The sequence below is a fragment of the Stutzerimonas sp. FeSN7 genome, assembly GCF_030263795.1.
GTDB classification, from domain to species: Bacteria; Pseudomonadota; Gammaproteobacteria; order Pseudomonadales; family Pseudomonadaceae; genus Stutzerimonas; species Stutzerimonas stutzeri.
This window is the reverse complement of sequence record NZ_JARPMN010000001.1, coordinates 1,110,330-1,132,920: the sequence shown is the minus strand read 5'-3', so window position 1 is coordinate 1,132,920 and position 22,591 is coordinate 1,110,330. Positions and strand designations below refer to the sequence as shown.

Below are 22,591 nucleotides of genomic sequence, written 5' to 3'. Positions count from 1 at the left end.
CCCGGGGGAACCGCGTAGGCGCCGCCTGACAGGCGTGCTTGCCGCCGGTACAATCCGCGCCTCACGCTCCCTCTCGTTGCTTCCTCTGCCGGAGTCACCGGCCAGGATTACCGCCATGATTCGCATCACCGAACTGTCCCTGCCCCTCGATCATTCCGCCGATGCGTTGCGCCAGGCCATCGTCAAGCGTCTAAACATCAGTGACGCCGACCTGCTGAACTTCAGCGTGTTCAAGCGCAGCTACGATGCGCGCAAGAAGAACAGCGTCATCCTGTTCATCTACATCCTCGACGTCGAGGTTCGTGACGAGGCGGCAGTCCTGGCGCGCTTCGCCGACGACAACCACGTGCGTCCGGCGCCGGATACCCGCTACTACCCGGTCGGCCAGGCACCGGCCAATCTGACCGAGCGACCACTGGTGGTGGGTTTCGGCCCTTGCGGGCTGTTCGCCGCGCTGCTGCTGGCACAGATGGGCTTCAAGCCCGTCGTGCTGGAGCGCGGCAAGGATGTGCGCCGCCGCACCAAGGACACCTGGGCGCTGTGGCGCAAGAAGACCCTGACGCCGGAATCCAACGTGCAATTCGGCGAAGGCGGTGCCGGTCTGTTCTCCGACGGCAAGCTCTACAGCCAGATCAAGGATCCGAAGTTCTACGCGCGCAAGGTGATGCACGAATTCGTCCGCGCCGGCGCGCCGGAAGAGATCATGTACGTCAGCAAGCCGCATATCGGCACCTTCCGCCTCACCGGCGTGGTTGCCGCGATGCGCGAGGAAATCATCGCCCTCGGCGGCGAGGTACGCTTCGAGACCAGGGTCACCGATCTCGTGATCGAGGATGGCCAGCTCGAAGGCGTGGTGCTGGCCAATGGCGAGACACTTCGCAGCCGCCATGTGGTACTGGCGCTGGGCCACAGCTCCCGCGACACCTTCCGTATGCTGCATCGCCAGGGCGTGCATATCGAAGCCAAGCCGTTTGCCATCGGTTTCCGCATCGAGCATCCGCAGGGCATGATCGATCAGGCCCGTCTGGGCAAGTACGCCGGCCATCCGGAGCTGGGCGCCGCGGACTACAAACTGGTGTACCACGCCAAGAACGGCCGCGCGGTCTACAGCTTCTGCATGTGCCCGGGCGGCACCGTGGTGGCCGCCACGTCGGAGCCGGGACGCGTGGTGACCAACGGCATGAGCCAGTACTCGCGCAACGAGCGCAATGCCAACGCCGGCATCGTCGTCGGCATCAGCCCAGAGCAGGATTTCCCCGGCGATGCGCTGGCCGGCGTGGAGCTGCAGGAGCGTCTGGAATCTCGCGCCTACGAGCTGGGCGGCAGCGACTACTGCGCGCCCGGGCAACTGGTAGGCGACTTCATTCGCGGCGTGCCGTCGACCGAGTTCGGCGAGGTCGAGCCGTCCTACAAGCCAGGCGTGCGCCTGGGCGATCTGGCGCCCTCGCTGCCGGAATATGCCATCGAGGCGATCCGCGAAGCGCTGCCGGCCTTCGGCAAGCAGATCCGCGGGTTCGATCGCGCTGACGCGGTGCTCACCGGCATCGAGACCCGCACCTCCTCGCCGGTACGCATCACCCGCGACAGCGAAACACTACAGAGCCTCAACCTGCGCGGCCTGTATCCGGCCGGCGAAGGCGCGGGTTACGCCGGCGGCATCCTCTCGGCGGGCGTGGACGGCATCAAGGTCGCCGAGGCGCTGGCCAAGGCGATGCTGGCGGAAGCGGAGCAGACCGCCGTGCAGAGCCACTGAGCGCCGCCTTGATGAAATTCGACGACATCAAAAAGCTGCACCAGAAAAAGTACCGGGCCGAGTTCGGGCGCTTTCTGGTGGAGGGCGAGCATCTGGTGCTGGAGCTGCAGAAAGCGGCCCTGCTCAACCCGCTGCTGCAGCGCAGCGAGCTGTATGTGACCAATGCCTACGAACAATGGCAGAGCCCGTTCAAGACCCACCTGATCAGTGACCGCCAGATGGCGCAGATCGCCGATACCAAGACCCCGCAAGGCATCGTGGCACTGGTGCCGATGCCGGATGCGCCTGTCTCGGCACCTGTCGCAGGCGAACGCGCCATCTACCTGCATGAAATCCAGGACCCGGGCAACCTCGGCACCATCCTGCGCACGCTGGCCTGGTTCGGCAACTTCCGCTGCCTGCTCAGCCCCGGCAGCGTCGACCCGTACAACCCCAAGGTCGTGCGCTCGAGCATGGGCGCCATCTTCCATGCGCCGATGGAACTGGATGTGGCACTGGATTCGTTGCGCACGCGCTTTGCCCGCATCGCCTGCCTGGATATGCAGGGTGAGCCTGTGCAATCGACGGCTTTCACAACCTTCGAATGCTACCTGTTCGGCAATGAAGCCCGCGGCGTGCCCCGCGACCAGCTGAATGCACTCGACGCCCGGCCATTTACCATCCCCGGTTGCGGCGCAATCGAATCGCTGAATCTGGCCGCCACGGTCAACATGTGTGCGTACGAGCTCAGCCGATAGCGCTTTCGAAACGCCTCCTTCGCGTTCCGTCGATGAGGCAAAGCCGCCCGATCAGCGGGCCGCGAAAGCCGGAACACAGCCAGCGGGACATTGCCCCCCTTTGCGCGAGTTAACAGTTTTGCGCTTGCCCCGCTGCCAGCCGATGACAGCCTCCCGGGCCCAACGCATCATGCTCGCTCGATGTCATGCCGCAGCGGGCCCACGCATGCAACCTACCCTCTCCGACTCCTTGCTGGACTACGCCGGAAACAGTTCGCCCGGGCGCAGGCGCAGCCATAACGAAGACGCGCTGCTCTGCGCGCCGACGCTGGGACTCTGGGCGATCGCCGACGGTATGGGTGGGCACCAGTGCGGCGAGGTGGCCAGCAGCCTGGCCCTGGTGGCCTTGCGTCAGGCCGTGGAGGATGGCGAACCGCTGGAATCGGCGGTCCATCTGGCCAATCAGGCGGTGCTGGAAGCCGCCACCGATGACGGCATGGGCACCACGTTGGTGGCGGCGCATTTCAACGGCAGCGATTTCGAGCTGGCCTGGGTCGGTGACAGCCGCGCCTATCTGGTCAGCGCCGACGGCATCGCACAGCTCACCCGCGACCACAGCTGGGTGCAGATGATGATCGACGCCGGCGAGCTCGAACCCGCCGCTGCCCAGGGCCACGCCTGGCGCAATATCATCCTGCGCTGCCTGGGCCGCGAGACACCGTTGGAGGTGGGCATCGCCGCTGGCAGCCTGAAGCCTGACGAGCTGCTGCTGCTGTGCAGCGACGGTTTGACCAACGAGCTGACCGATGCGCAGATCCAGGCCAGCTGCACCTTTGCCGACACGCTGGAAAACCTGGTGGAACAGTTGATCGAGCAGGCCAATGCGCATGGCGGTCGCGATAACATTTCCTGCATCGTGATCGGCCGTACCGCGCAACCCCAGGCGACCGAATCGCGCGGCCGCCGCTTCATCAACATGCTGTTGAAACCCCTCAAGTCGTAACCAGGCACGAGCTTATCCATGACGCATCGGATGCTAGAAATTCCCGGCTATCGCCTGCACAAACGACTCGGCAAGGGCGGCATGGCGGAGGTCTACCTCGCCACCCAGCTGTCCCTGGATCGCGAGGTGGCAGTCAAGGTGCTGCTGCGCACCGAGGATGCGGCCTTTACCGAACGCTTCATCCAGGAAGGCCACATCGTCGCCTCGCTGCGCCATCCGGCCATCATCACCATCCACGACATCGGCCAGATCGCCGATGGCCGCCATTACCTGGCCATGGAATACCTCGGCGGCGGCGACCTGGCGCAGCATCGCGGCATCGTTTTCTCGCCGTCGCGGGCTCTGGACATCATTCGCCAGCTGGCCGGCGGCCTCGCGGTGGTGCATGACGGCGGGCTGGTCCACCGCGACGTGAAGCCGGCCAACATCCTCTTTCGCGACGATGGCAGCGTGGTGCTCACCGACTTCGGTGTGGCCAAGGCGGTGGAACTGGACAACGAGCTCACGCATTTCGGTATCGCCGTCGGCAGCCCGGCCTACAGCAGCCCGGAACAGGCCCAGTGCCAGCCACTGGACGCCCGCAGCGACATTTACAGCCTCGGCGTGATCCTTGCCGAGATGCTCACCGGGACCAACCCGTTTCGCGCCAGCAGCTATCCGCAAACCGTGCTCAACCACGTGCAGATGCCACTGCCGCAGTTGCCACCGGCGCTGGCGCCCTACCAGCCTCTGCTCGACCGCATGTTGGCCAAGCAACCGGACGAGCGCTTCGCCAGCTGTCGCGAACTGCTGGCCGCTATCGACACCCTCACCGAGCCGGACATGGACCAGACGCGCATCGCGCCGGCGATCACCCTCGAAGCCAAGCCCGGCCGCCGTCGCCGGCGTCGCGGGCGCGGCCTCGGCCGCTGGGCGGCGATCGGCGCCGCGATGGTGGCCACGGTGGCGGTCCTGGGGTTCGGCGGTTACCAGTGGTGGCAGTACAGCCGTATCAGCGACCTGCTCGGCCGCGCCGAGTCGCGGCTGGCCGCCGGTCAGCTGACCACGCCCGCGCTCGATAACGCCGACTTCTATTTCCGTCAGGCCCTGCGCCTGGATGCCGACAACGCCGAAGCGCTCGATGGCCTGCGCCGCGTGCTCGATGCACGCATCGCCGAAGCCCTGGAGCTGGCGGCGCAGCGGCTGGCCAGCGATCAGCTGCTGGAGCCCGCCGAAGACAGCGCCGTGCATTACTACCAGCGCGTGCTGGGCTGGCTGCCGGACAACCAGGCCGCGCTGGACGGGCTGACGCGCGTCAGCGAACGCTATGTCGAGCTTGCCGAAGCGGCCTATGACCGGCGCGAGTACGCCCTGGCACTGGAATACATCCAGCAGGGTCTGGAGGCCGCGCCGCAATACGCGCCGCTGCTCGCGCTGCACGACGCCCATGCGCGCCGGGTCGCCAAGGCCCGCGCACCGCGTCCGGTAGCGCGCACCGCAGCCAGCGCGCCACGCACCACGCCAGCCACCACCCAGACGTCCCAGGCGCCGGCCAACCCGGTCAAGCGCCTGTGGAACCGGATCTTCAACCAATAAACACAGGCGATTGCCCGGTCCGGGCCCGATCGCCACTCTGCTCAGGGTTGTTCAGACATGCTCAGGATTCATTTCGTTGACAATCGCCAGAGCCCCGTCTGGCTGGCCGATGAACGTTTCACCCTCGGCTCCGACCGCAGCAACAAACTGGTCGTGAGCGATGCCGGGATAGAACCGTTCCATGCCGAACTGCTGCTGGAAAACCGCTTCTACTACCTCACCGACCTGGGAACTGCCGGCGGCACCTATGTCAACGACGAGAAGGTCGGCGAGCGCTACCAGATCCGCTCCGGCGACCGCCTGCGGCTGGGCACGCTCGAGCTGCAGATCGTCGATCCGGCCAAGGTCGGCGCCAAGGTGGCCGCGGCACCGCGCTGGCTGTTGCAGGTGGTGAAGGGCGAGAACCAGGGGCACAAGTATCACATCACCGGTTCCATGACCTTCGGCCGCTCGGTGAAGTGCGAGCTCTGCTTCAGCGATGCCGAGCTGTCGCGCCGCCATGCCGAATTCTTTCTCAAGGGCGACGTGCTGGAGGTGAAGGACCTCGCCTCGGCCAACGGCGTGCTGGTCAACCGGCAGAAGGTCAGCACCGCGGTGCTGCAGCCGGGCGATCAGATTCAGCTGGGCAACACCACCCTGCTGGTGATCGGGCCCAAGGTCAGTGCGCCGGAAGTCGTCGACGAGGACGCCACGGTATTCGTTCGCGCCGCCGATCTGCCCGCGCCTCAGCCCAAGCCCGCGCGCCCGCGTCCGGCTACGCCGAACCCGCTGCATGTCGCGGCGGCGACCACGACCACAGCCGCCGAAAGCCCTCGCAGATCGAACCGCCTGATCTGGCTGGTAGGTGCGCTGGCGCTGGCGGTGGTCGCCGGGCTGGCGGTGCAGCAGCTCGTCTAACGACCGCCCGCGAGCCAGGTCCGGTGCAACCCGCTACGCAGCTTTTCCGCCCTGCGCCCGGTCAGCTCGCAGCCACTGCCCCCGGCTCGGCGTAGCGCACCGGCGCTACCTCCGGGCACGCCGCAGTGCCCGCGCGCCCTCCAACACCAGCACGGCGATGGCCGACCAGATTGCGCCGTAGGTCAGCCATTGCGACGCAGCGATGCTTTCTCCGAGCAGCAGGGCCACCACCACCAGCAATACCGGCTCGACGTAGCTGAGCAGGCCGAACAGGGTCAGGTTCAGGTGTTTGCCGGCGACGATCATCAGTGCCAGGGCCAACGCGCTGAGCGCACCGAGGCCGGCGATCAGCACCAGCAGCCGCGGGCTGGCGCTCAGCAGCTGCAAGGTGTCGCGGTCGGAGACGGCAAACATTGCGGCGACGGGCAGGCTGATCACCAGGTCCAGCCAGAGACCGCCAAGATTGGCGGTGCCCATCCTGCGGCGCAGCGCGAAGTAGCACGGATAGCCGAGCGCGACCGCCAGTACCGGCCAGGACAGCGACGCGGCGCCCAGCATTTCGTTGCCGACTCCGATCGCGGCGAGCAGGCAGGCCAGGCCCTGCAGCCGGCTGATGGCCTCGCCGAACAGCAGCCGCCCGGTGAGCACCAGGGTCAGCGGTAGCAGGAAGTAGCCCAGCGAGACATCCAACCCGTGACCGTTGATGGGCGCCCACATGAACAGCCACAGCTGCAGCCCGACCAGCGCGGAAGACAATGGCAGCGCCAGCCACAGCCGCGGCTCGGCGGGCAAGCGCGCAAGAATCTGCCGTACCTCGCCCCAGCGGCCGATGGCGATCAGCAGCAGTGCCAGACAGGGTGCGGTCAGCAGGATCCGCCAACCGTAGACCTGCTGGCCGTCCAGCGGCTCGAGCAGCGTGGTGTAGTAGTACAGCGTGGCGAACAGCGCCGAGGCGCCGAGCGAACTGGCCACGCCCGGCAGGCTGTTGTGGCTGTACATGGCTCGATCCAGATGAAAGGCCACCCTGAACTCAGGGCTCGACCTGGCTCCATTGCTTGTTCAGGCGCTTGTCGGATACCGGCACCTTCGTGCCCAGCTGCTGTGCCCAGAGCGAGACGCGATATTCCTCGAGCATCCAGCGATAGAGCGCCAGCTGCGGATCGCGCTTGCCTTCCTGCTGGTGCTTGTTCAGCCGCGCCTGGTATTGCTCCCAGTAGCCGCCCAGTTCGCCGGACCAGACCCGGTCTCGCTGCAACTGCGCGCCAATCTTGTCGAAGCGCTGCTCGACAGCCTTGAGGTAACGGGGGTACTCCTTCAGCCACTCGGCCGGCGTCTCACGGACGAAGCCCGGATAGACCAGATGGGCGAGCTGCGCCTTGATGTCGTTGAGCGCCACCGCCTGGGCCAGATCGATCTTGCCCTTGAAGCGCTTCTGCAGGCCGTGCCAGTGCTTGAGGATTTCCAGCGTCAGCCGCGCCAGGCGCTCGGCGTGGGCGGTCCAGTCGCCACGCTTGCGCTCGGCCAGTGACGCCAGCGCCGCACCGTCACGCGGCAGCGCGGCCTCGCCATCGAGAATGCAGCTGTCCAGGCTGGCCAGCAGGATGTCCTCGACCAGCGCATCGACCTTGCCCATGTCACGGTAGAGCAGGCCGAGCTCGGTAAGACCCGGCAGCCTGTTGCGCAGGTACTTGGCCGGCTCCGCCAGCTGCTGCAGCAACAGGCGCTGCAGGGCGCGACGGTGCTGCCACTCGGCCTCGGCCTGGGTCGGGAAGCGCCCTTCCTTGACCACCCCAGCCTCTTCCACCAGCGCCGGATAGACCGTCATCGACAAGCCGGCCATCTTTGCCTGAGCCTTTTCTGCGACCTGGGCAAAACCCTTGGCCTCGACCGGCTTCTGCTCGGCCTTCTGCTGGGGCGGCGCCAGGGCCGCCTGGCTGGCCTCGGCGAAGCGTGCCGTGAGTTCAGCCAGGTCACGTCCTTCACCGAGAAACTTGCCGCGCGCATCGACCACCTCGATGTTCATCTTCAGGTGGTTCTCCAGCCCAGCGGCGGCCTCGGCCCATGCTTCATCCGGCACTCGGGCGCCGGTCATGCGGGTGAGTTCACGACCCAGCGCCTCGGATAGCGCCCCCTCGCCGAAGGTGATCTTGGCCAGCGCCGCGCCGACGAAGTCCGGCACCGGCACGAAGTTCTTGCGGATCGCCTTGGGCAGGCCGCGCACCAGCGCGACCGCCTTGGCCTCGATCAGCCCCGGCACCAGCCAGTCGAGCCGTTCGCGCCGCAGTTGCGGCAACAGCGGCGCCGGCACGCGCAGGGTTACGCCGTCGCGCGGGTGGTTGGGTTCGAAGTGGTATTCCAGCGGCAACTGTAGCTCGCCGATGCGCAGGTGGTCCGGATACTGCGCGGCGGTGACCTCGCTGGCCTCGCGGGCGAGCACGTCCTCCTCGCGCATGATCAGGAGCTGCGGGTTCTTCTGGCTCTCGCGCTTGTACCAGGTCTCGAAGCTGGCGGTCTGGTAGATGTCCGCTGGCAGGCGCGCATCGTAGTAACCGAACAGGGTTTCCTCGTCGGCGAGGATGTCGCGGCGCCGCGCCTTGGCCTCCAGCTCGTCCATGCGCTCGAGCAGCTCGCGGTTGGCTGTCAGCGCGCGGGCACGGCTGTTGATCTCGCCACGCACCAGGCCTTCGCGGATGAACAGCTCGCGCGCCGCCGGGGGGTCGATAGGCCCGTAGTGCACCGGGCGGCGGCCGACCACGATCAGCCCGTAGAGCGTCACCTGTTCGTAGGCCACCACCTGGCCGCGCTTCTTCTCCCAGTGCGGCTCGAAGTGGTTCTTCTTGACCAGGTGGCCGGCCAGCGGCTCGATCCAGTCCGGTTCGATCTTGGCGACCATGCGCGCGAACAGCTTGGTGGTTTCTACGAGTTCCGCGGCCATCAGCCAGTTGGGCTTCTTGCGTCCAATGCTGCTTCCGGGATGCACCCAGAAGCGCCGCTGGCGGGCGCCGAGGAAGTCACCCTCCTCGGTCTTGTTGCCGATCTGGCTGAGCAGGCCGGCGAGGATGGCCTTGTGCACCGCCGCATAGCCCTTGGCTTTTTGCGCGGCCTCGCTGGCTTCGACCTGCTGGCGGACGATGGCGTTGACCTTGTTGTCCTTGGTCGGTGCGGGGGCCTCGGCCGATGGCGCTGCTGCGGTCGTTCCGCGGTCGAGAGCGCTGCCACGGGCTTCGCCCTTCTGGGGACGGCCTTGGCCGCGGCTGTCCGCCGGGGCACCGAGCTTGAGTTCGCGGGCGATCAGCGTCAGCTGGCGATGGGCATCGCGCCACTCGCGAAGACGCAGATAGTTGAGGAAATTCTTTCGGCACCAGCTGCGCAGCGCATTGGAGCCCAGCGCCTGGCGTTGCTCCTCGAAGCCGCGCCAGAGGTTGATCAGTGCGGCGAAGTCCGAGTCCGGGTCCTTCCATTGCGCATGGGCCTGGTCGGCGGCCTGCTGGCGGTCGGCCGGGCGCTCGCGCACATCCTGCACCGACAGCGCGCTGGCGACGATCAGCACCTCGGCCAGACTGCCCTGTTGCGCGGCTTCGAGCAGCATGCGACCCAGGCGTGGGTCGATCGGCAGCCGCGCCAGCTGGCGTCCCAGCGGCGTCAGCTGGTTCTCGCGGTTGACCGCCGAGAGCTCCTGCAGGAGGTTGAAGCCGTCGCTGATGGCCTTGCCATCCGGCGGCTCGATAAAGGGGAAATCCTGGATATCACCCAGGCGCAGATGCAGCATCTGCAGGATCACTGCGGCAAGGTTGGTGCGCAGGATCTCCGGGTCGGTGAATGCCGGGCGGCCGAGGAAATCCTCCTCGCTGTACAGGCGAATGCAGATACCCGGCTCGACCCGTCCGCAGCGACCCTTGCGCTGGTTGGCGCTGGCCTGGGACACCGCCTCGATCGGCAGGCGCTGAACCTTGGCGCGGTAGCTGTAGCGGCTGATGCGCGCGGTGCCGGAATCGATCACGTAGCGGATGCCCGGCACGGTCAGCGAAGTCTCGGCGACGTTGGTGGCCAGCACGATCTTGCGCCCCGGACGCGGCTGGAAGATTTTCTGCTGCTCGGCCGGCGTCAGGCGCGCATACAGCGGCAGCACCTCGGTGAACTTCAGATTGGCCTTGCGCAACACCTCGGCGGCGTCGCGAATCTCGCGTTCGCCGGGCAGGAACACCAGCACGTCGCCGGGGCGCTGGCCAACGCTGCGCTCGTGGGCGGCAATCTCGTCCAGTGCAGCGAGGATGCCCTGGTCGACGGTGAGGTCGTCCTCGACGCGGTTGCCGTCCTCGTCGATCTCGGCAGCCAGCGGGCGATACCAGGTTTCCACCGGGTAGGTACGCCCGGACACCTCGACGATGGGTGCACCGTCGAAGTGCTCGGAAAAGCGCTCCAGATCGATGGTCGCCGAGGTGATGATCACCTTCAGATCCGGCCGGCGTGGCAGCAGCGTCTTGAGGAAGCCCAGCAGGAAGTCGATATTCAGCGAACGCTCATGGGCCTCGTCGACGATGATCGTGTCGTACTTCTCCAGAAAGCGATCATGCTGCGTCTCGGCCAGCAGGATGCCGTCGGTCATCAGCTTGATCAGCGTGCGCTCGGTACTCTGGTCCTCGAAGCGCACCTGATAGCCCACCAACTCGCCCAGCGGCGCGCCGAGCTCCTCGGCGACGCGGGTGGCGACGCTGCGCGCGGCCAGGCGCCGCGGTTGGGTATGGCCGATCAGCCCGTGTACGCCCCGGCCGATCTCCAGACAGATCTTCGGCAGCTGGGTGGTCTTCCCCGAGCCGGTCTCACCGGCGATCACCAGCACCTGATGCTTTTCCAGCGCGGCCTTGATCTCGTCGCGCTTGGCGGCGATCGGCAGGCTGTCGTCGTAGCGGATGCGCGGCACGCTTTGCCGGCGCGCCTCGACCTTGGCGGCGGACGCCTGGAAGCGCTCCAGCCACTGGGCGAGCCTGGCTTCGTCCGGTTGCTTTCTCAGCTCGTGCAGCTGACGACGCAGGCGGTGGCGATCCGCGAACAGGGCCTGGTCGAGGTTCTTCAGCAGGGCATCGATAGCGGGCGTTGCGTCGGTCATGGACAGCCGTGGGCAATTTCGTGAAGGGCGCGATTGTCGCAGATTTGCCGGGCCGACCGTAGGAAAAGGGGGACCGCGCCGGCGAACCGGCGCGGTATTCAGGCGATCAACGGATCCAGTGACCCCAGCGCGACTTCTCCTGCACCTGCTGGATGCGCATGGTGCCGATGCTCTGCTCGGCCGCCGCGGCGATCTCGTCATCGATCATCTTGGTGGACAGCGACAGCCAGCTGGTGGCGAAGGCCAGTGCATCGCCGTGCAGCTCCAGCGCCTCGATGGATATGTTGCCGAGGTTGTCGCATGGCGTGTGGTAGCACTGATCGAACGACTGCCCGGCCGTTCCGCCGTAACGCTGCGCCTGCTCCTCGGTCTTGATGTCCTCGGCACCGGTGAACAGCCCGCCGAAGGCGATGCCGTCCTCGAAGAACTGCGCATAGTCGGAGCGGAAGTCGATCTCGGTGCCTTCCGACGGGGCGTTGCGCAGCTTGAAGTAGGTGCGCAGCAGCCGCTCGATGGCAGCCGAGCCGGGCGGACCCTGCAGGCCGAAATCCGAGCCGTCGCCGTCATAGATGAAGTTGGCGTAGTTCGGCGAGCCGATCATGTCGACGTTCAGGTAGGCCTTGATGCGCTGCTTCTGTTCGTCCGGCAGCTGGTTGACGTAGTAGGTCGAGCCCACTAGCCCCGACTCCTCCGCGCCCCACCAGGCGAAGCGAACCTTGTTCTCCGGCCGCGCCTTGCTCATCAGCAGCGCCATCTCCAGCAGCGCCGCACTGCCGGAACCGTTGTCGTTGATGCCCGCGCCTTCGAACACCGAATCCAGGTGCGCGCCGACCATCACCACGTTGCTCGGATCACCCCGCCGCGTTTCGGCCAGCAGGTTGTAGGTCTCGGTCTGCTCGCGCACCACGTCGACGTTCATGCTCAGCTGCAGTCCGGCCGTCTGCGACCAGGCCACGCCGTTGTCGTAGGTCGAGAACAGCACCGGAATGCCGCCCGCATAGTCCTCGCCCAGCGTGGCGACCAGCAGGCCTTTGCGGTCCTCGGTGTCGCCCTGATTGAAGATGATGGCTCCGGCCGCGCCGGCTGCCGCGGCATTCGTCGCCTTCTGCCCGAACGGACAGGTGCCGCGCTGCATCAGCGCGATGGCGCCGGCCGGGAAGCCGGCGAAGTCTTCCGGTTCGCAGCCGCTGGTAGATGTGTTGCCGGCGCCGAGCGCCAGATCCACCGGCACCACCGGTGCGGTGACGTTGCCCGGATCGGTCTGGTCGGCATAGGCGAAATCCTCTTCCCAGACATATTGCACCGTCTGCGGCGCCACGGCGCTCAGCGTGCCGGGATTCACCGGATAGAAGGCGAGGAAGGGAAACGCCTGCACCTCGACGCGATAGCCAGCGCGCTGTAGCCGGCTGCGCACATAGTCGAGAGACGCCTGGTAGCCCGGCTGGCCGGAGGCGCGATTGCCTCCATTGAGCGTGGCGATATCCTGCAGCGCTTCCAGGTGCTTCATGACGTTGCTCGCCTGCATGCAGCGCGGCAGGCCGACAGGCGTGCCGACCAGCAGCGGCGAACGACACAGCGCCGCATTCGGCTTGGCCGGCGTCCAGAAGTCGTTGAATTGAGCGGTATCGGCCTTTGGCGCGGCAAGTGCCGCGCTGCTGGCGATCAATGCGAGAGAAGCAACTACCCGAACAGCATTGTTTTTCTTGTGCATGGGTAACTCATCCTTGCAACGAGATTGATGGGCAGGCCGCCTGGCTTGCGCCATCGTCCCCTACGGCAATCAGCGGACGCGGCCATAGGGAGCTAGACCGAACGGCCACCGTCTCGTTCTGGCGCAACCGCCCACCGGTATTACCGTTGATCGGGATGAGGGAACTTCGCTGAAGATCAAAGGCGTTCGGCAACGAATGCCGCGCCTTGGCGACAGGCATTGCGCCTGCCGCCTGCGGGGGTGATCAGATGCGGAACTGACCCACCAGTTGTTGCAGTCGCTCGGCCAGGCCGTTGAGCTCGCGAGAGGTCTGCGCGCCCTGCGCGGCATCGCTGGCGACGCCGTCCACTGCATCGGCGATATGGTGCACGCTGCGGTTGATCTCCTCGGCCACCGCGGTCTGCTCCTCGGCGGCGGCGGCAATCTGGGCGTTCATCGAGTTGATGGTGCCGATCAGCGCGGAGATCGCATCCAGCGACGCGCCGGCCTGGTTGGCCTGATCACGGGTGCTCTCGCCCTTCTCGCCCGCCCGCAGCATGGTGGCGACGGTGTTGGAGGTGGCGCTCTGCAGGCGGTCGATCATGCCCTGGATCTCGCCGGTGCTTTGCTGGGTGCGGCTGGCCAGCGCGCGAACTTCGTCGGCGACCACGGCGAAGCCGCGCCCGGCCTCGCCTGCACGGGCCGCCTCGATGGCCGCATTGAGCGCCAGCAGGTTGGTCTGCTCGGCAATGGCGCGGATCACGTCGAGCACGCCGACGATGCCTTTCACGTCCTGCTGAAGACCTTCCAGGGACTCGCCGCTGCCGCGCAGCTCGCCCACCAGCTCGTGGATCTGCTGGATGCTCTGGTCCACCACCTGCTTGGCGGCGACGCCCTGCTGATCGGTCTCGCGCGCCGCCTCGGCCGCACGCTGGGCGCTCATCGCCACTTCGTGGGCGGCGGCGGACATCTCGTTGATCGCGGTGGCGACCTGGTCGGTTTCGTGTCGCTGGCTGGCCATGGCCTGCTCGGAACGCTGCGCCTGGCTGGCCACCGCGCTCACCAGCCCGGTCAGCTGCGTGGTGGTACCGGCAACCTGGCGCACCAGCAGATGAATCTTCTCGACGAAGCGATTGAAGGAGGTCGCCAGTTCGCCCAGCTCGTCGCGGCTGGTCACGGGCAGGCGCTGGGTCAGATCGCCGTCACCCTGGGCCATGTCGTCCAGATTCTGCTTGATCTGCAGCAGCGGGCGCAGGATGGCGTTGCTCATCAGTACGGCGAGGCCGGCCATCAGGATCAGCAGCAGCGCCGCTGCGACGAGCATGATCATGGTCAGGCCGTCGATACGCGCCTGAAACACAGCGCGGGCTTCGACCACGTCACGCTCGACGTCATCCAGGTTCAGCGAGGTACCGAACACCAGGTTCCACTTGGGCAGATGCTCCGCATAGCCCACCTTGGGCACCAGCGCATCGCTGCCCGGCACGGCGAAGCTATAGTCGACGAAATGGCTGCCGTCCTGCCCGGCCTTGACCAGCTCGCGAATGGCGTAGACGCCGTTCGGGTCACGGTAATCCGCGAAGCTTTCGCCGATGCGCTCGCGCGTGGCCCCCTGGAACACTCGGCGTGACTGACCATCGTAGCCCCAGAAATAGCCTTCGCTGCCATAGCTCAGCCGCTCGAACACGGCGACCGCCTGGTCGCGCGCCTGCAGGTCGCCCTCGGCAGAGCGTTCGTAGATCGGCCCGATGGCGTTGCGCGCCAGCTCGACGTAGTGCTTGAGCTCGGCACGGCGGTCGCGAATCAGGTTGGCGCGGGTCTGCGCTTCCTGCTGGTCGGCCAGATCCTGCAGCTGTAGCACCGAGACCCCGCTGAGTATCAGGGTCAGCAACAGAATCGGGCCAAGCGCAAGCAGGAGCAGCTTCGCCCGCAGACGTAAGGAGGACAGCATGTCGGCAAACCCCTATAAAAAGCACGGTTAAGTAGTGCCATTGTGCCGCCGACTACATACCTAGAAGAACGCGACTAAATGCCAATTCAAGGGAACGGCCGCTGCTGCCGATGAACGCCGTTCGCATAAACGAAAAAAACCCCGCCGAGGCGGGGTTTCTTGTAGGCGCTGCGCGCTTACTTCTTATGCCCCAGCTTGCGCAGTTCCTCGTCACGCAGCTCACGGCGCAGGATCTTGCCGACGTTGGTGGTCGGCAGGCTTTCGCGGAACTCCACATAGCGCGGCCGCTTGTAGCCGGTCAGGTTGTCGTGCATGTGCTGCATGACCTGTTCCTTGGTCAGGCTCTCGCCCGGCTTGACCACCACGAACAGCTTGATCGCCTCACCGGACTTCTCGTCCGGCACGCCGATGGCGGCGCACTGCAACACGCCCGGCAGGCTGGCCAGCACATCTTCCAGCTCGTTGGGATACACGTTGAAGCCGGACACCAGGATCATGTCCTTCTTGCGGTCGACGATGCGGATGTAGCCGTCTTCCTGAATCACGCCGATATCACCGGTCTTGAAGAAGCCTTCGGCATCCATCACCTCGGCGGTGGCTTCCGGCCGTTGCCAGTAACCCTTCATCACCTGCGGGCCCTTGATGCACAGCTCGCCGATCTCGCCTTGCGCCAGATCCTGGCCATCGTCATTGATGACCTTGAACTGCGTCGAAGGAACCGGAATGCCGATGGTGCCGATCTGGATGTGCTCGATCGGATTGACCGAGGCCACCGGGCTGGTTTCGGTCAGGCCGTAGCCTTCGCAGATGGGGCAACCCGTCACCTGCTTCCAGCGCTCGGCCGTGGCCAGCTGCAGCGCCATGCCGCCCGACAGGGTGACCTTGAGCGCGGAGAAATCCAGCTTGCGGAAGTCTTCGCTGTTGCACAGCGCCACGAACAGCGTGTTGAGGCCGACGAAGCCGCTGAAGCGATACTTCGACAGGTCCTTGATCATCGCCGGCAGGTCGCGCGGATTGGAGATCAGGATGTTGTGGTTGCCGCTGAGCATCATCGCCATGCAGTGAAAGGTGAAGGCGTAGATGTGGTAGAGCGGCAACGGCGCGATCAGCACTTCGCTGCCGTCATTGAGGTTCGAACCCATCAGCGCCTTGCACTGCAACATGTTGGCGACGAGGTTGCGGTGCGTGAGCATGGCGCCCTTGGCCACCCCGGTGGTGCCGCCGGTGTACTGCAGCACGGCCACGTCTTCGCTCATGGGCGACGCTTCGCGCACCGCCTTGCCGCGGCCCAGCGCCAGGGCATCGTTGAGCTTCACCGCTTTCGGCAAGCTGTAGGCCGGCACCATCTTCTTCACGTGCTTGACCACCGCGTTGATCAGCATGCGCTTGAGCGGCGGCAGCATGTCGGCGACTTCGGTGATGACGACGTGCTTGATGCCGGTCTTGGGCAGCACTTCCTCGGCCAGGTGCGCCATGTTGGCGAGGCAGACCAGCGCCTTGGCGCCGGCGTCGTTGAACTGGTGTTCCATCTCCCGCGCGGTGTACAGCGGGTTGGTGTTGACCACGATGAGCCCGGCGCGCATGGCGCCGAACACCACGATGGGATACTGGATGAGGTTCGGCAGCTGCACCGCGATGCGGTCGCCAGGCTGGAGATCGGTGTTCTGCTGCAGGTAGGCGGCGAAATCGCCGGACAGCTTGTACAGCTCACCGTAGGTCAGGGTCTTGCCGAGATTGCTGAACGCCGGCTTGTCCGCGAAGCGCTCGCACGACTGTTTGAGCACAGCCTGGATGTTCTGGTACTCGTCGGGATTGATCTCGCTGGCGACCCCAACAGGATACTTATCCTTCCAGAAGTTATCGGTCATGAACCCCACTCCTAAGCAACCGCTTTATCACTGCGCGATGGCAGCTGTTTTGTTGTGATTTGTTAACTTTTGTACCGCTGATCGGGCAAAAAGCGTTCCCGAGGTTAGCAGCTTTGCCGGGGAGCGAATAGAGTCCGCGAAGGAGGCTTTCGACATAAAGTGACCGGAACAAATATCCCGGTCACTTCATTCCTTGTCTGCGACAGGCGCCCTGCTCGCGCCATCAGGCGCTTTCGCGCAGCTCCCGGCGCAGGATCTTGCCGACCGGTGTCATGGGCAATGCATCGCGGAACACGTAATGGCGCGGCATCTTGTATCCGGTGAAATTCTCCCGGCAGTAGGCGTGCAGTTCTTCCTGGGTCAGCGTCGGGTCGCTCGGCACGACGAACAACTTGACCGCCTCGCCTGATTTCTCGTCCGCCACGCCGATGGCGGCGCAGGCTGCCACCTTGGGATGAGCCATCACCACGTCCTCGATCTCGTTGGGATAGACATTGAAGCCCGAGACGATGATCAGGTCCTTCTTGCGGTCGACGATGCTGACGAAACCGTCCTGGTCGATCACGGCGATGTCACCGGTTCGCAGCCAGCCCTCTTCGTCGAGCACTTCCGCCGTCGCCTCGGGGCGCTGCCAGTAGCCCTTCATCACCTGCGGTCCCTTCACGCACAACTCGCCGCGCTCGCCCAGCGGCAGGGCATTGCCCTCGTCGTCGATGACTTTCAGCGTGGTGCCGGGCACCGGCAGGCCGACGGTACCCAGCCGCGAATGCTCGCCGTGAGGGTTGGCGCAAACCACCGGCGACGTCTCGGTCAGGCCGTAGCCCTCGACGACGGTGCAGCCGGTCATGCTCTTCCAGCGCTCGGCCACCGCCGAAACCAGCGCGGTGCCGCCCGAATTGGTGCCCTTGAGGCGGGAGAAGTCGACCTTCTTGAACTGCGGATGGGCCATCAGCGCGACGAACAAGGTATTGAGGCCGAGGAAGGCGGAGAACTGCCAGCGCTGCAGCTCCTTGACGAAGCCATTGATATCTCGCGGGTTGGTGATCAGCACGCTGTGGTTCCCGGTGACCATCATGCACATGCAGTTAACCGTGAAGGCATAGATGTGATACAGCGGCAGTGGGGCGATCATCACCTCCTGGCCTTCGCGGATCACCGGGTGACCCTGGGCGTCGAGCTGCTGCATGTTCGCCCGCACCTGCTGCATGTTGGCCACCAGGTTGCCGTGGGTCAGCATGGCGCCCTTGGCCACACCCGTGGTGCCGCCGGTGTACTGCAGCACAGCGATGTCATCCAGGCTGAGCGGCGTCGGCTTCAGGCTGTGGCGCGCGCCGTCGCGCAGCAGGTTCTTGAAGGCGACGGCCTGCGGCAGGCTGTAGTCGGGCACCATCTTCTTCAGATGCTTGACCGCCGCATTGACCAGCGCCCCGCGCAACGTCGGCAGCATGTCGCCGATCTGCACCTCGATCAGGTGCTCGATCGCGGTGTCGGCCAGCACCTCCTGCACGTGGTTGCCGAACGTATTGAGGTACACCAGCGCCCGCGCGCCGGAATCCTGAAACTGGTGGCGCATCTCCCGCGCGGTATACAACGGGTTGGTGTTGACCACGATGAGCCCCGCACGCAGCGCGCCGAACACCGCGACCGGGTACTGCAGCAGGTTGGGCATCTGGATGGCGATGCGATCACCAGGCTGCAGATCGGTGTGGTGCTGCAGCCAGGCGGCGAACGCGGCGGAGTAACGTTCCAGATCGGAATAGCTGAGGGTCACGCCCATGTTGCTGAACGCCGGGCGGTCGGCGTGCGCCTTGCAGGCGCGCTCGAACACTTCCACGACCGAGCGATAGGCAGCGAGATCGATGTCGTTGGGCACGCCGGCAGGGCGTTTGTCATTCCAGAATTCAGGCTGCATTGTTATTGGCCTCTTTACCTGAGAGTGTCTGGCCCACGCACAGCGGGCTCTGGCGAACTTAGCAGGTCGGCGTCGCGGCGCAACAGCCCGAGCCGCATTAATCACCGCTGTGAATCTTTCATCACGGCATCACGCGGTCCGGCGCCGGGACAAGCGCAGCCCATGCCTCTAGAATGCAGCCCCAGCGCGCGGCACCGGCCAGCTCGGATCGCGCGAGCCGCTTCGATCCATCGGGCGCAGCATCCGGTGCGCCGACCAGCCTGAGGACAATCCATGAGCACGATCAGCAACACGCCTTACGCCGACCTGGAGGTCGGTCAGCAGGCGAGCTACGAAAAACACGTCGAGGAAAAGGACATCCAGCTGTTCGCCGCGATGTCCGGTGATCGCAACCCGGTGCACCTGGATGCCGAGTTCGCCGCCGGTACCCTGTTCAAGGAGCGCATCGCCCATGGCATGTTCAGCGGCGCGCTGATCAGCGCCGCGGTCGCCTGCACCATGCCTGGCCCAGGCACCATCTACCTGGGCCAGACCATGAAGTTCACCCGTCCGGTGAAGATCAACGACACGCTGACCGTGCGCCTGGAAATTCTCGAGAAGCTGCCAAAGAACCGCGTGCGCATCGCCACCCGGGTGTTCAACCAGAACGACGAACTGGTGGTCGACGGCGAAGCCGAAGTGCTCGCCCCGCGCAAGCAGGAAACCGTCGAACTGAAGGAGCTGCCGCCGATTTCCATCGGCTGAGTATTTCCAGGTTCGCCACCGGTTGGCGACGGCAAATGGAGGGCGCCCGAGCGGCGCCCTCTTCATTTCTACCGCGCCTGTCGGCAGGGAGCCGGCCCCGGACGGGGGACAGGCACAAGGCTATTACGGCCTTTGGCTACGCCCCGTGCACTTCCCGCCGGAAGGATGCCGATCCGATCACGCGCGTCGACCATCCAGCGAGCAGTACAAAAAGAACAACAACGGGACCCTCACCCATGCTCATTCGCTCGATCGCTCACTGGCGCCTGGCGGCGCTGCTCCTCGGTGGCTTGCCGCTGGCCGTGCCATCCGCTTCGGCTGTTCCGCTCGACCCTGGCCCCGACGAGGCCCTGCTCTACTACCAACGCGCCGACGGCGACTACAACGGCTGGGGCCCGCACCTGTGGAACACCGCCGACTGCAACGGCAGTGCGACCGAAACCAGCTGGACGCAACCGCTCGCGGCGGCGGAGACCGACCCGGAGCATGGCGCGCTCTACCGCATCCCACTCAGCGCCGACGCCAGCTGCCTGAACCTGATCATGCACAAGGGCGACGAGAAGGATCTGGGCGGTACCGACCTGGTCTGGCGCTTCGACGAACTCGGCCGTCGCGTCTTCACGGTCAGCGGCAACCCGCAATTGTCCAGCACGCCAATAAGCGGCAGCGCCGTGGCGATCAAGGGCGCCCGTGCGCACTGGCTCGATCCGTTCACGCTTGCGCTGGTGGGCGGCGCTCCGGGCGCCAGCCGCGTCGAGCTGCGCTATGCCCACGATGCCAGCATTCGCATCGACAGCGAGGCGCGTACCGTCAGCGGCGGACAGGCGCTGGCGATGCAACCGGCCAGCCTGCGCAACGGCCTCAAGCGCCAGCACCCGCATCTGGCCGATGCCCCGGCGTACCGGATCAAGGCCAGCGCACATGCCCTGCGTCGCGCCGTGATGAGCCAACTGGTGGTGGTCGCCTATGACGCGGACGACCGGGTTATCGATGCCACCGAAGTGCAGACCGCCGGCATCCTCGACATGCTGTTCGCCTACAACGGTGAGCTGGGTGCAACGCTCGATGGCAGAGGTGTGTCCTTCAAGCTCTGGGCACCGACCGCACAGCGGGTTCGCCTGCATGTTTTCGATGCGTCCAAACGGCTGCTACCGGGATACCCCAAGCCTATGCGGGAGCGGCTCGGCGTCTGGAGCCTGGAAGGTCCGCGTTCGCTGGATCGGCAGTACTACCAGTACGAAGTCACCGCCTACCGACCCAGCACCGGCAGGATCGAGACGACGCTGGTCAGCGACCCCTACGCCCTGAGCCTGTCACGCAACAGCCAGTACGCCCAGGTGGTCGACCTGAATGCCGATGATCTCAAGCCCGCCGGCTGGGATGCGGTGCGTCCGCCACGCCCAGAGCGCCCTGAAGCGAGCGTGATCTACGAAACCCACCTGCGTGATTTCAGCGCCAGCGACGCCAGCCTGCCGGCCGCGCTGCGCGGCACCTACGCCGCGTTTACCCGACCTGACAGCAACGGCATGCGGCACCTGCGCGACCTGCAGAAGGCCGGGCTCACCCACGTCCAGCTGCTGCCGGTGTTCGACATCGCGACCATCGACGAAGACCCCGCCCGGCGGATCAACCTCGACGATCCCTTCGCCAAGCTCTGCGACCTCTCGGACCAGGCCCGCCAGCGCTGGGCGCAATACTGCAGCGCGGCAAGCATCCGCCAGGTGCTGCAGGGCTTCGACCCGGCCAGCGGCCAGGCGCAGTCACTGTACGACGACCTGCGCGGGATGGATGACTTCAACTGGGGCTACGACCCCTTCCACTTCACCGCGCCCGAGGGCAGCTACGCCAGCAATGCCGAAGGCGTGCAGCGCATCATCGAGTTCCGCCAGATGGTGCAGGCCTTGGCCGGCAACGGCCTGGCCACGGTGATGGACGTGGTCTACAACCACACCAACGCCTCCGGCCTGGCTGACAAATCGGTTCTGGACAAGGTCGTGCCCGGTTACTACCACCGCCGCAACCCCACCACCGGCGCGGTCGAAACCTCGACCTGCTGCGAGAACACCGCCAGCGAGCACCGCATGATGGCCAAGCTGATGATCGACTCGCTGAAGGTCTGGGCCCGCGACTACAAGATCGCCGGTTTTCGCTTCGATCTCATGGGTCACCACATGCGCGAGCAGGTCGTCGATGCGTATCGTGCGGTCCGCCGCATCGATCGCGAGACCTATTTCTACGGTGAAGGCTGGGAATTCGGCGAGGTCGCCGGCAATGCGCGCGGCATCAATGCCAACCAGCTGAACATGGCCGGTACCGGTGTCGGCACATTCAACGATCGACAGCGTGATGCGGTACGCGGCGGCAGCCCCTTCGATGGCGGCGACAGCATCCGCCGCAACCAGGGCTTCGCCAACGGGCTCTACCTGCGACCCAACGAGCTGAGCGGCGCCGGGGCTCAGGAAAAAGCGCAACTGCTGCACGCCGCCGACCTGATCCGCGTCGGCATCGCCGGCGGGCTGCGCGATTTCCAGTTCGTCACCGCCGATGGCAGCACGCGCAAGGGCAGCGAGATCGACTACAACGGCCAGCCCGCCGGCTATACGCTGGACCCGCAGGAAACCGTCAACTACGTCTCCAAGCACGACAACCAGACGCTGTGGGACAACAACCAGTACAAGTTCGCCAGCAGCCTGTCGGTTGCCGACCGGGTCCGCCTGCACCTGGTGGCGCTGTCGGTGCCGCTGTTCAGTCAGGGCGTGCCGTTCATTCATCTCGGCTCCGACATCCTGCGTTCAAAGTCCATGCAGCGCGACAGCTACGACTCGGGGGACTGGTTCAACGCGGTGGATTTCAGCTACCAGGACAACAACTGGAACAAGGGCTTGCCACGCGCGGACAAGGACGGCGACAACTGGCCGCTGATTCGCAGGATCATCGTCGATCCACAGGCCAAACCGGGCAGCGCCGACATCGTCGCGGCGAAACGACGTTTTCTCGAGCTGCTGAGCATCCGCAGCGACAGCCCGCTGTTCCAGCTGGAGAGCGCCCGCGAGGTGCAACGGCGCCTGCATTTCCACAATACCGGGCCTGAACAGCTGCCTGGAGTGATCGCCTTCAGCCTGGCGGATAATCCACGCGAGGGGCGCGACCTGGACCGCCGCTACAGCGCTTTGATGGTGGTGATCAATGCATGGGACAAGCGGGTTCGCCTGCCGGCCGCCGATGGCTATCGGTTGCATCCGGTGCTCAAAGCCTCGGTCGACCCGATCAACCGTCAGGCAACGGTAAGCAATGGGATGTTCGAGGTTCCGGCATTCACGACGACGGTGTTCATCCAGCCCCAGACCCGTCGATAAATCGCGCGCAAAAAAAAAG

The 22,591-nt window shown here is 65.6% G+C and carries 13 protein-coding genes; 7 read left to right on the top strand and 6 right to left on the bottom strand.

The window, feature by feature from the left end; genetic code table 11:
• The first annotated feature begins 115 nt into the window (after nucleotides 1-115).
• From P5703_RS05160 to P5703_RS05140, 5 genes are all read left to right on the top strand, one after another.
• Nucleotides 116-1,753, top strand: a complete 1,638-nt coding sequence (locus P5703_RS05160; protein WP_234493045.1) for an NAD(P)/FAD-dependent oxidoreductase — start codon at nucleotides 116-118, stop codon at nucleotides 1,751-1,753.
• 11 nt (nucleotides 1,754-1,764) lie between these two features.
• Nucleotides 1,765-2,490 (top strand): TrmH family RNA methyltransferase, encoded by a 726-nt coding sequence (locus P5703_RS05155; protein WP_234493046.1) that lies wholly within the window; start codon nucleotides 1,765-1,767, stop codon nucleotides 2,488-2,490.
• A 205-nt stretch (nucleotides 2,491-2,695) separates the two neighbouring features.
• Entirely contained in the window at nucleotides 2,696-3,472 is a 777-nt protein-coding gene (locus P5703_RS05150; protein WP_045158605.1) for a PP2C family protein-serine/threonine phosphatase, read from the top strand.
• A gap of 18 nt (nucleotides 3,473-3,490) precedes the next feature.
• Nucleotides 3,491-5,047 (top strand): serine/threonine-protein kinase, encoded by a 1,557-nt coding sequence (locus P5703_RS05145; protein WP_279641224.1) that lies wholly within the window; start codon nucleotides 3,491-3,493, stop codon nucleotides 5,045-5,047.
• A gap of 57 nt (nucleotides 5,048-5,104) precedes the next feature.
• Nucleotides 5,105-5,944, top strand: coding sequence for an FHA domain-containing protein (locus tag P5703_RS05140; RefSeq protein WP_011914054.1), 840 nt, complete (start codon nucleotides 5,105-5,107; stop codon nucleotides 5,942-5,944).
• 105 nt (nucleotides 5,945-6,049) lie between these two features.
• Here the strand turns inward: P5703_RS05140 and rarD are convergent, their stop codons facing one another.
• The 6 genes from rarD to fadD2 all read right to left on the bottom strand — a co-directional run bounded on the left by rarD (nucleotide 6,050) and on the right by fadD2 (nucleotide 18,472).
• A complete protein-coding gene (gene rarD / locus P5703_RS05135) occupies nucleotides 6,050-6,943 on the bottom strand; it encodes an EamA family transporter RarD (protein ID WP_041755630.1) in 894 nt (297 codons plus the stop codon).
• A 31-nt stretch (nucleotides 6,944-6,974) separates the two neighbouring features.
• A complete protein-coding gene (gene hrpA / locus P5703_RS05130; RefSeq protein WP_279641223.1) occupies nucleotides 6,975-11,051 on the bottom strand; it encodes an ATP-dependent RNA helicase HrpA in 4,077 nt (1,358 codons plus the stop codon).
• A gap of 106 nt (nucleotides 11,052-11,157) precedes the next feature.
• Nucleotides 11,158-12,762: a M28 family metallopeptidase gene (locus P5703_RS05125; protein WP_014597352.1), complete on the bottom strand. Its 1,605-nt coding sequence runs from the start codon at nucleotides 12,760-12,762 to the stop codon at nucleotides 11,158-11,160.
• Nucleotides 12,763-13,006: 244 nt separating this feature from the next.
• Complete coding sequence (gene ctpM / locus P5703_RS05120) at nucleotides 13,007-14,692, bottom strand: methyl-accepting chemotaxis protein CtpM (protein WP_279641222.1); 1,686 nt, start codon at nucleotides 14,690-14,692, stop codon at nucleotides 13,007-13,009.
• A 176-nt stretch (nucleotides 14,693-14,868) separates the two neighbouring features.
• Complete coding sequence (gene fadD1, locus P5703_RS05115; RefSeq protein WP_013983580.1) at nucleotides 14,869-16,560, bottom strand: long-chain-fatty-acid--CoA ligase FadD1; 1,692 nt, start codon at nucleotides 16,558-16,560, stop codon at nucleotides 14,869-14,871.
• Between the two features lie 223 nt (nucleotides 16,561-16,783).
• Nucleotides 16,784-18,472 (bottom strand): long-chain-fatty-acid--CoA ligase FadD2, encoded by a 1,689-nt coding sequence (fadD2, locus tag P5703_RS05110; RefSeq protein WP_125875404.1) that lies wholly within the window; start codon nucleotides 18,470-18,472, stop codon nucleotides 16,784-16,786.
• Between the two features lie 273 nt (nucleotides 18,473-18,745).
• Between fadD2 and P5703_RS05105 the strand changes: the two genes are divergently transcribed.
• On the top strand, nucleotides 18,746-19,216 hold the full coding sequence (locus P5703_RS05105; RefSeq protein WP_011914063.1) for a MaoC family dehydratase: 471 nt from the start codon (nucleotides 18,746-18,748) through the stop codon (nucleotides 19,214-19,216).
• A 236-nt stretch (nucleotides 19,217-19,452) separates the two neighbouring features.
• The gene (gene pulA, locus P5703_RS05100; protein WP_285585727.1) at nucleotides 19,453-22,572 is read left to right on the top strand and encodes a pullulanase-type alpha-1,6-glucosidase; all 3,120 of its coding nucleotides are present in this window, start codon (nucleotides 19,453-19,455) and stop codon (nucleotides 22,570-22,572) included.
• Nucleotides 22,573-22,591 lie beyond the last annotated feature (19 nt).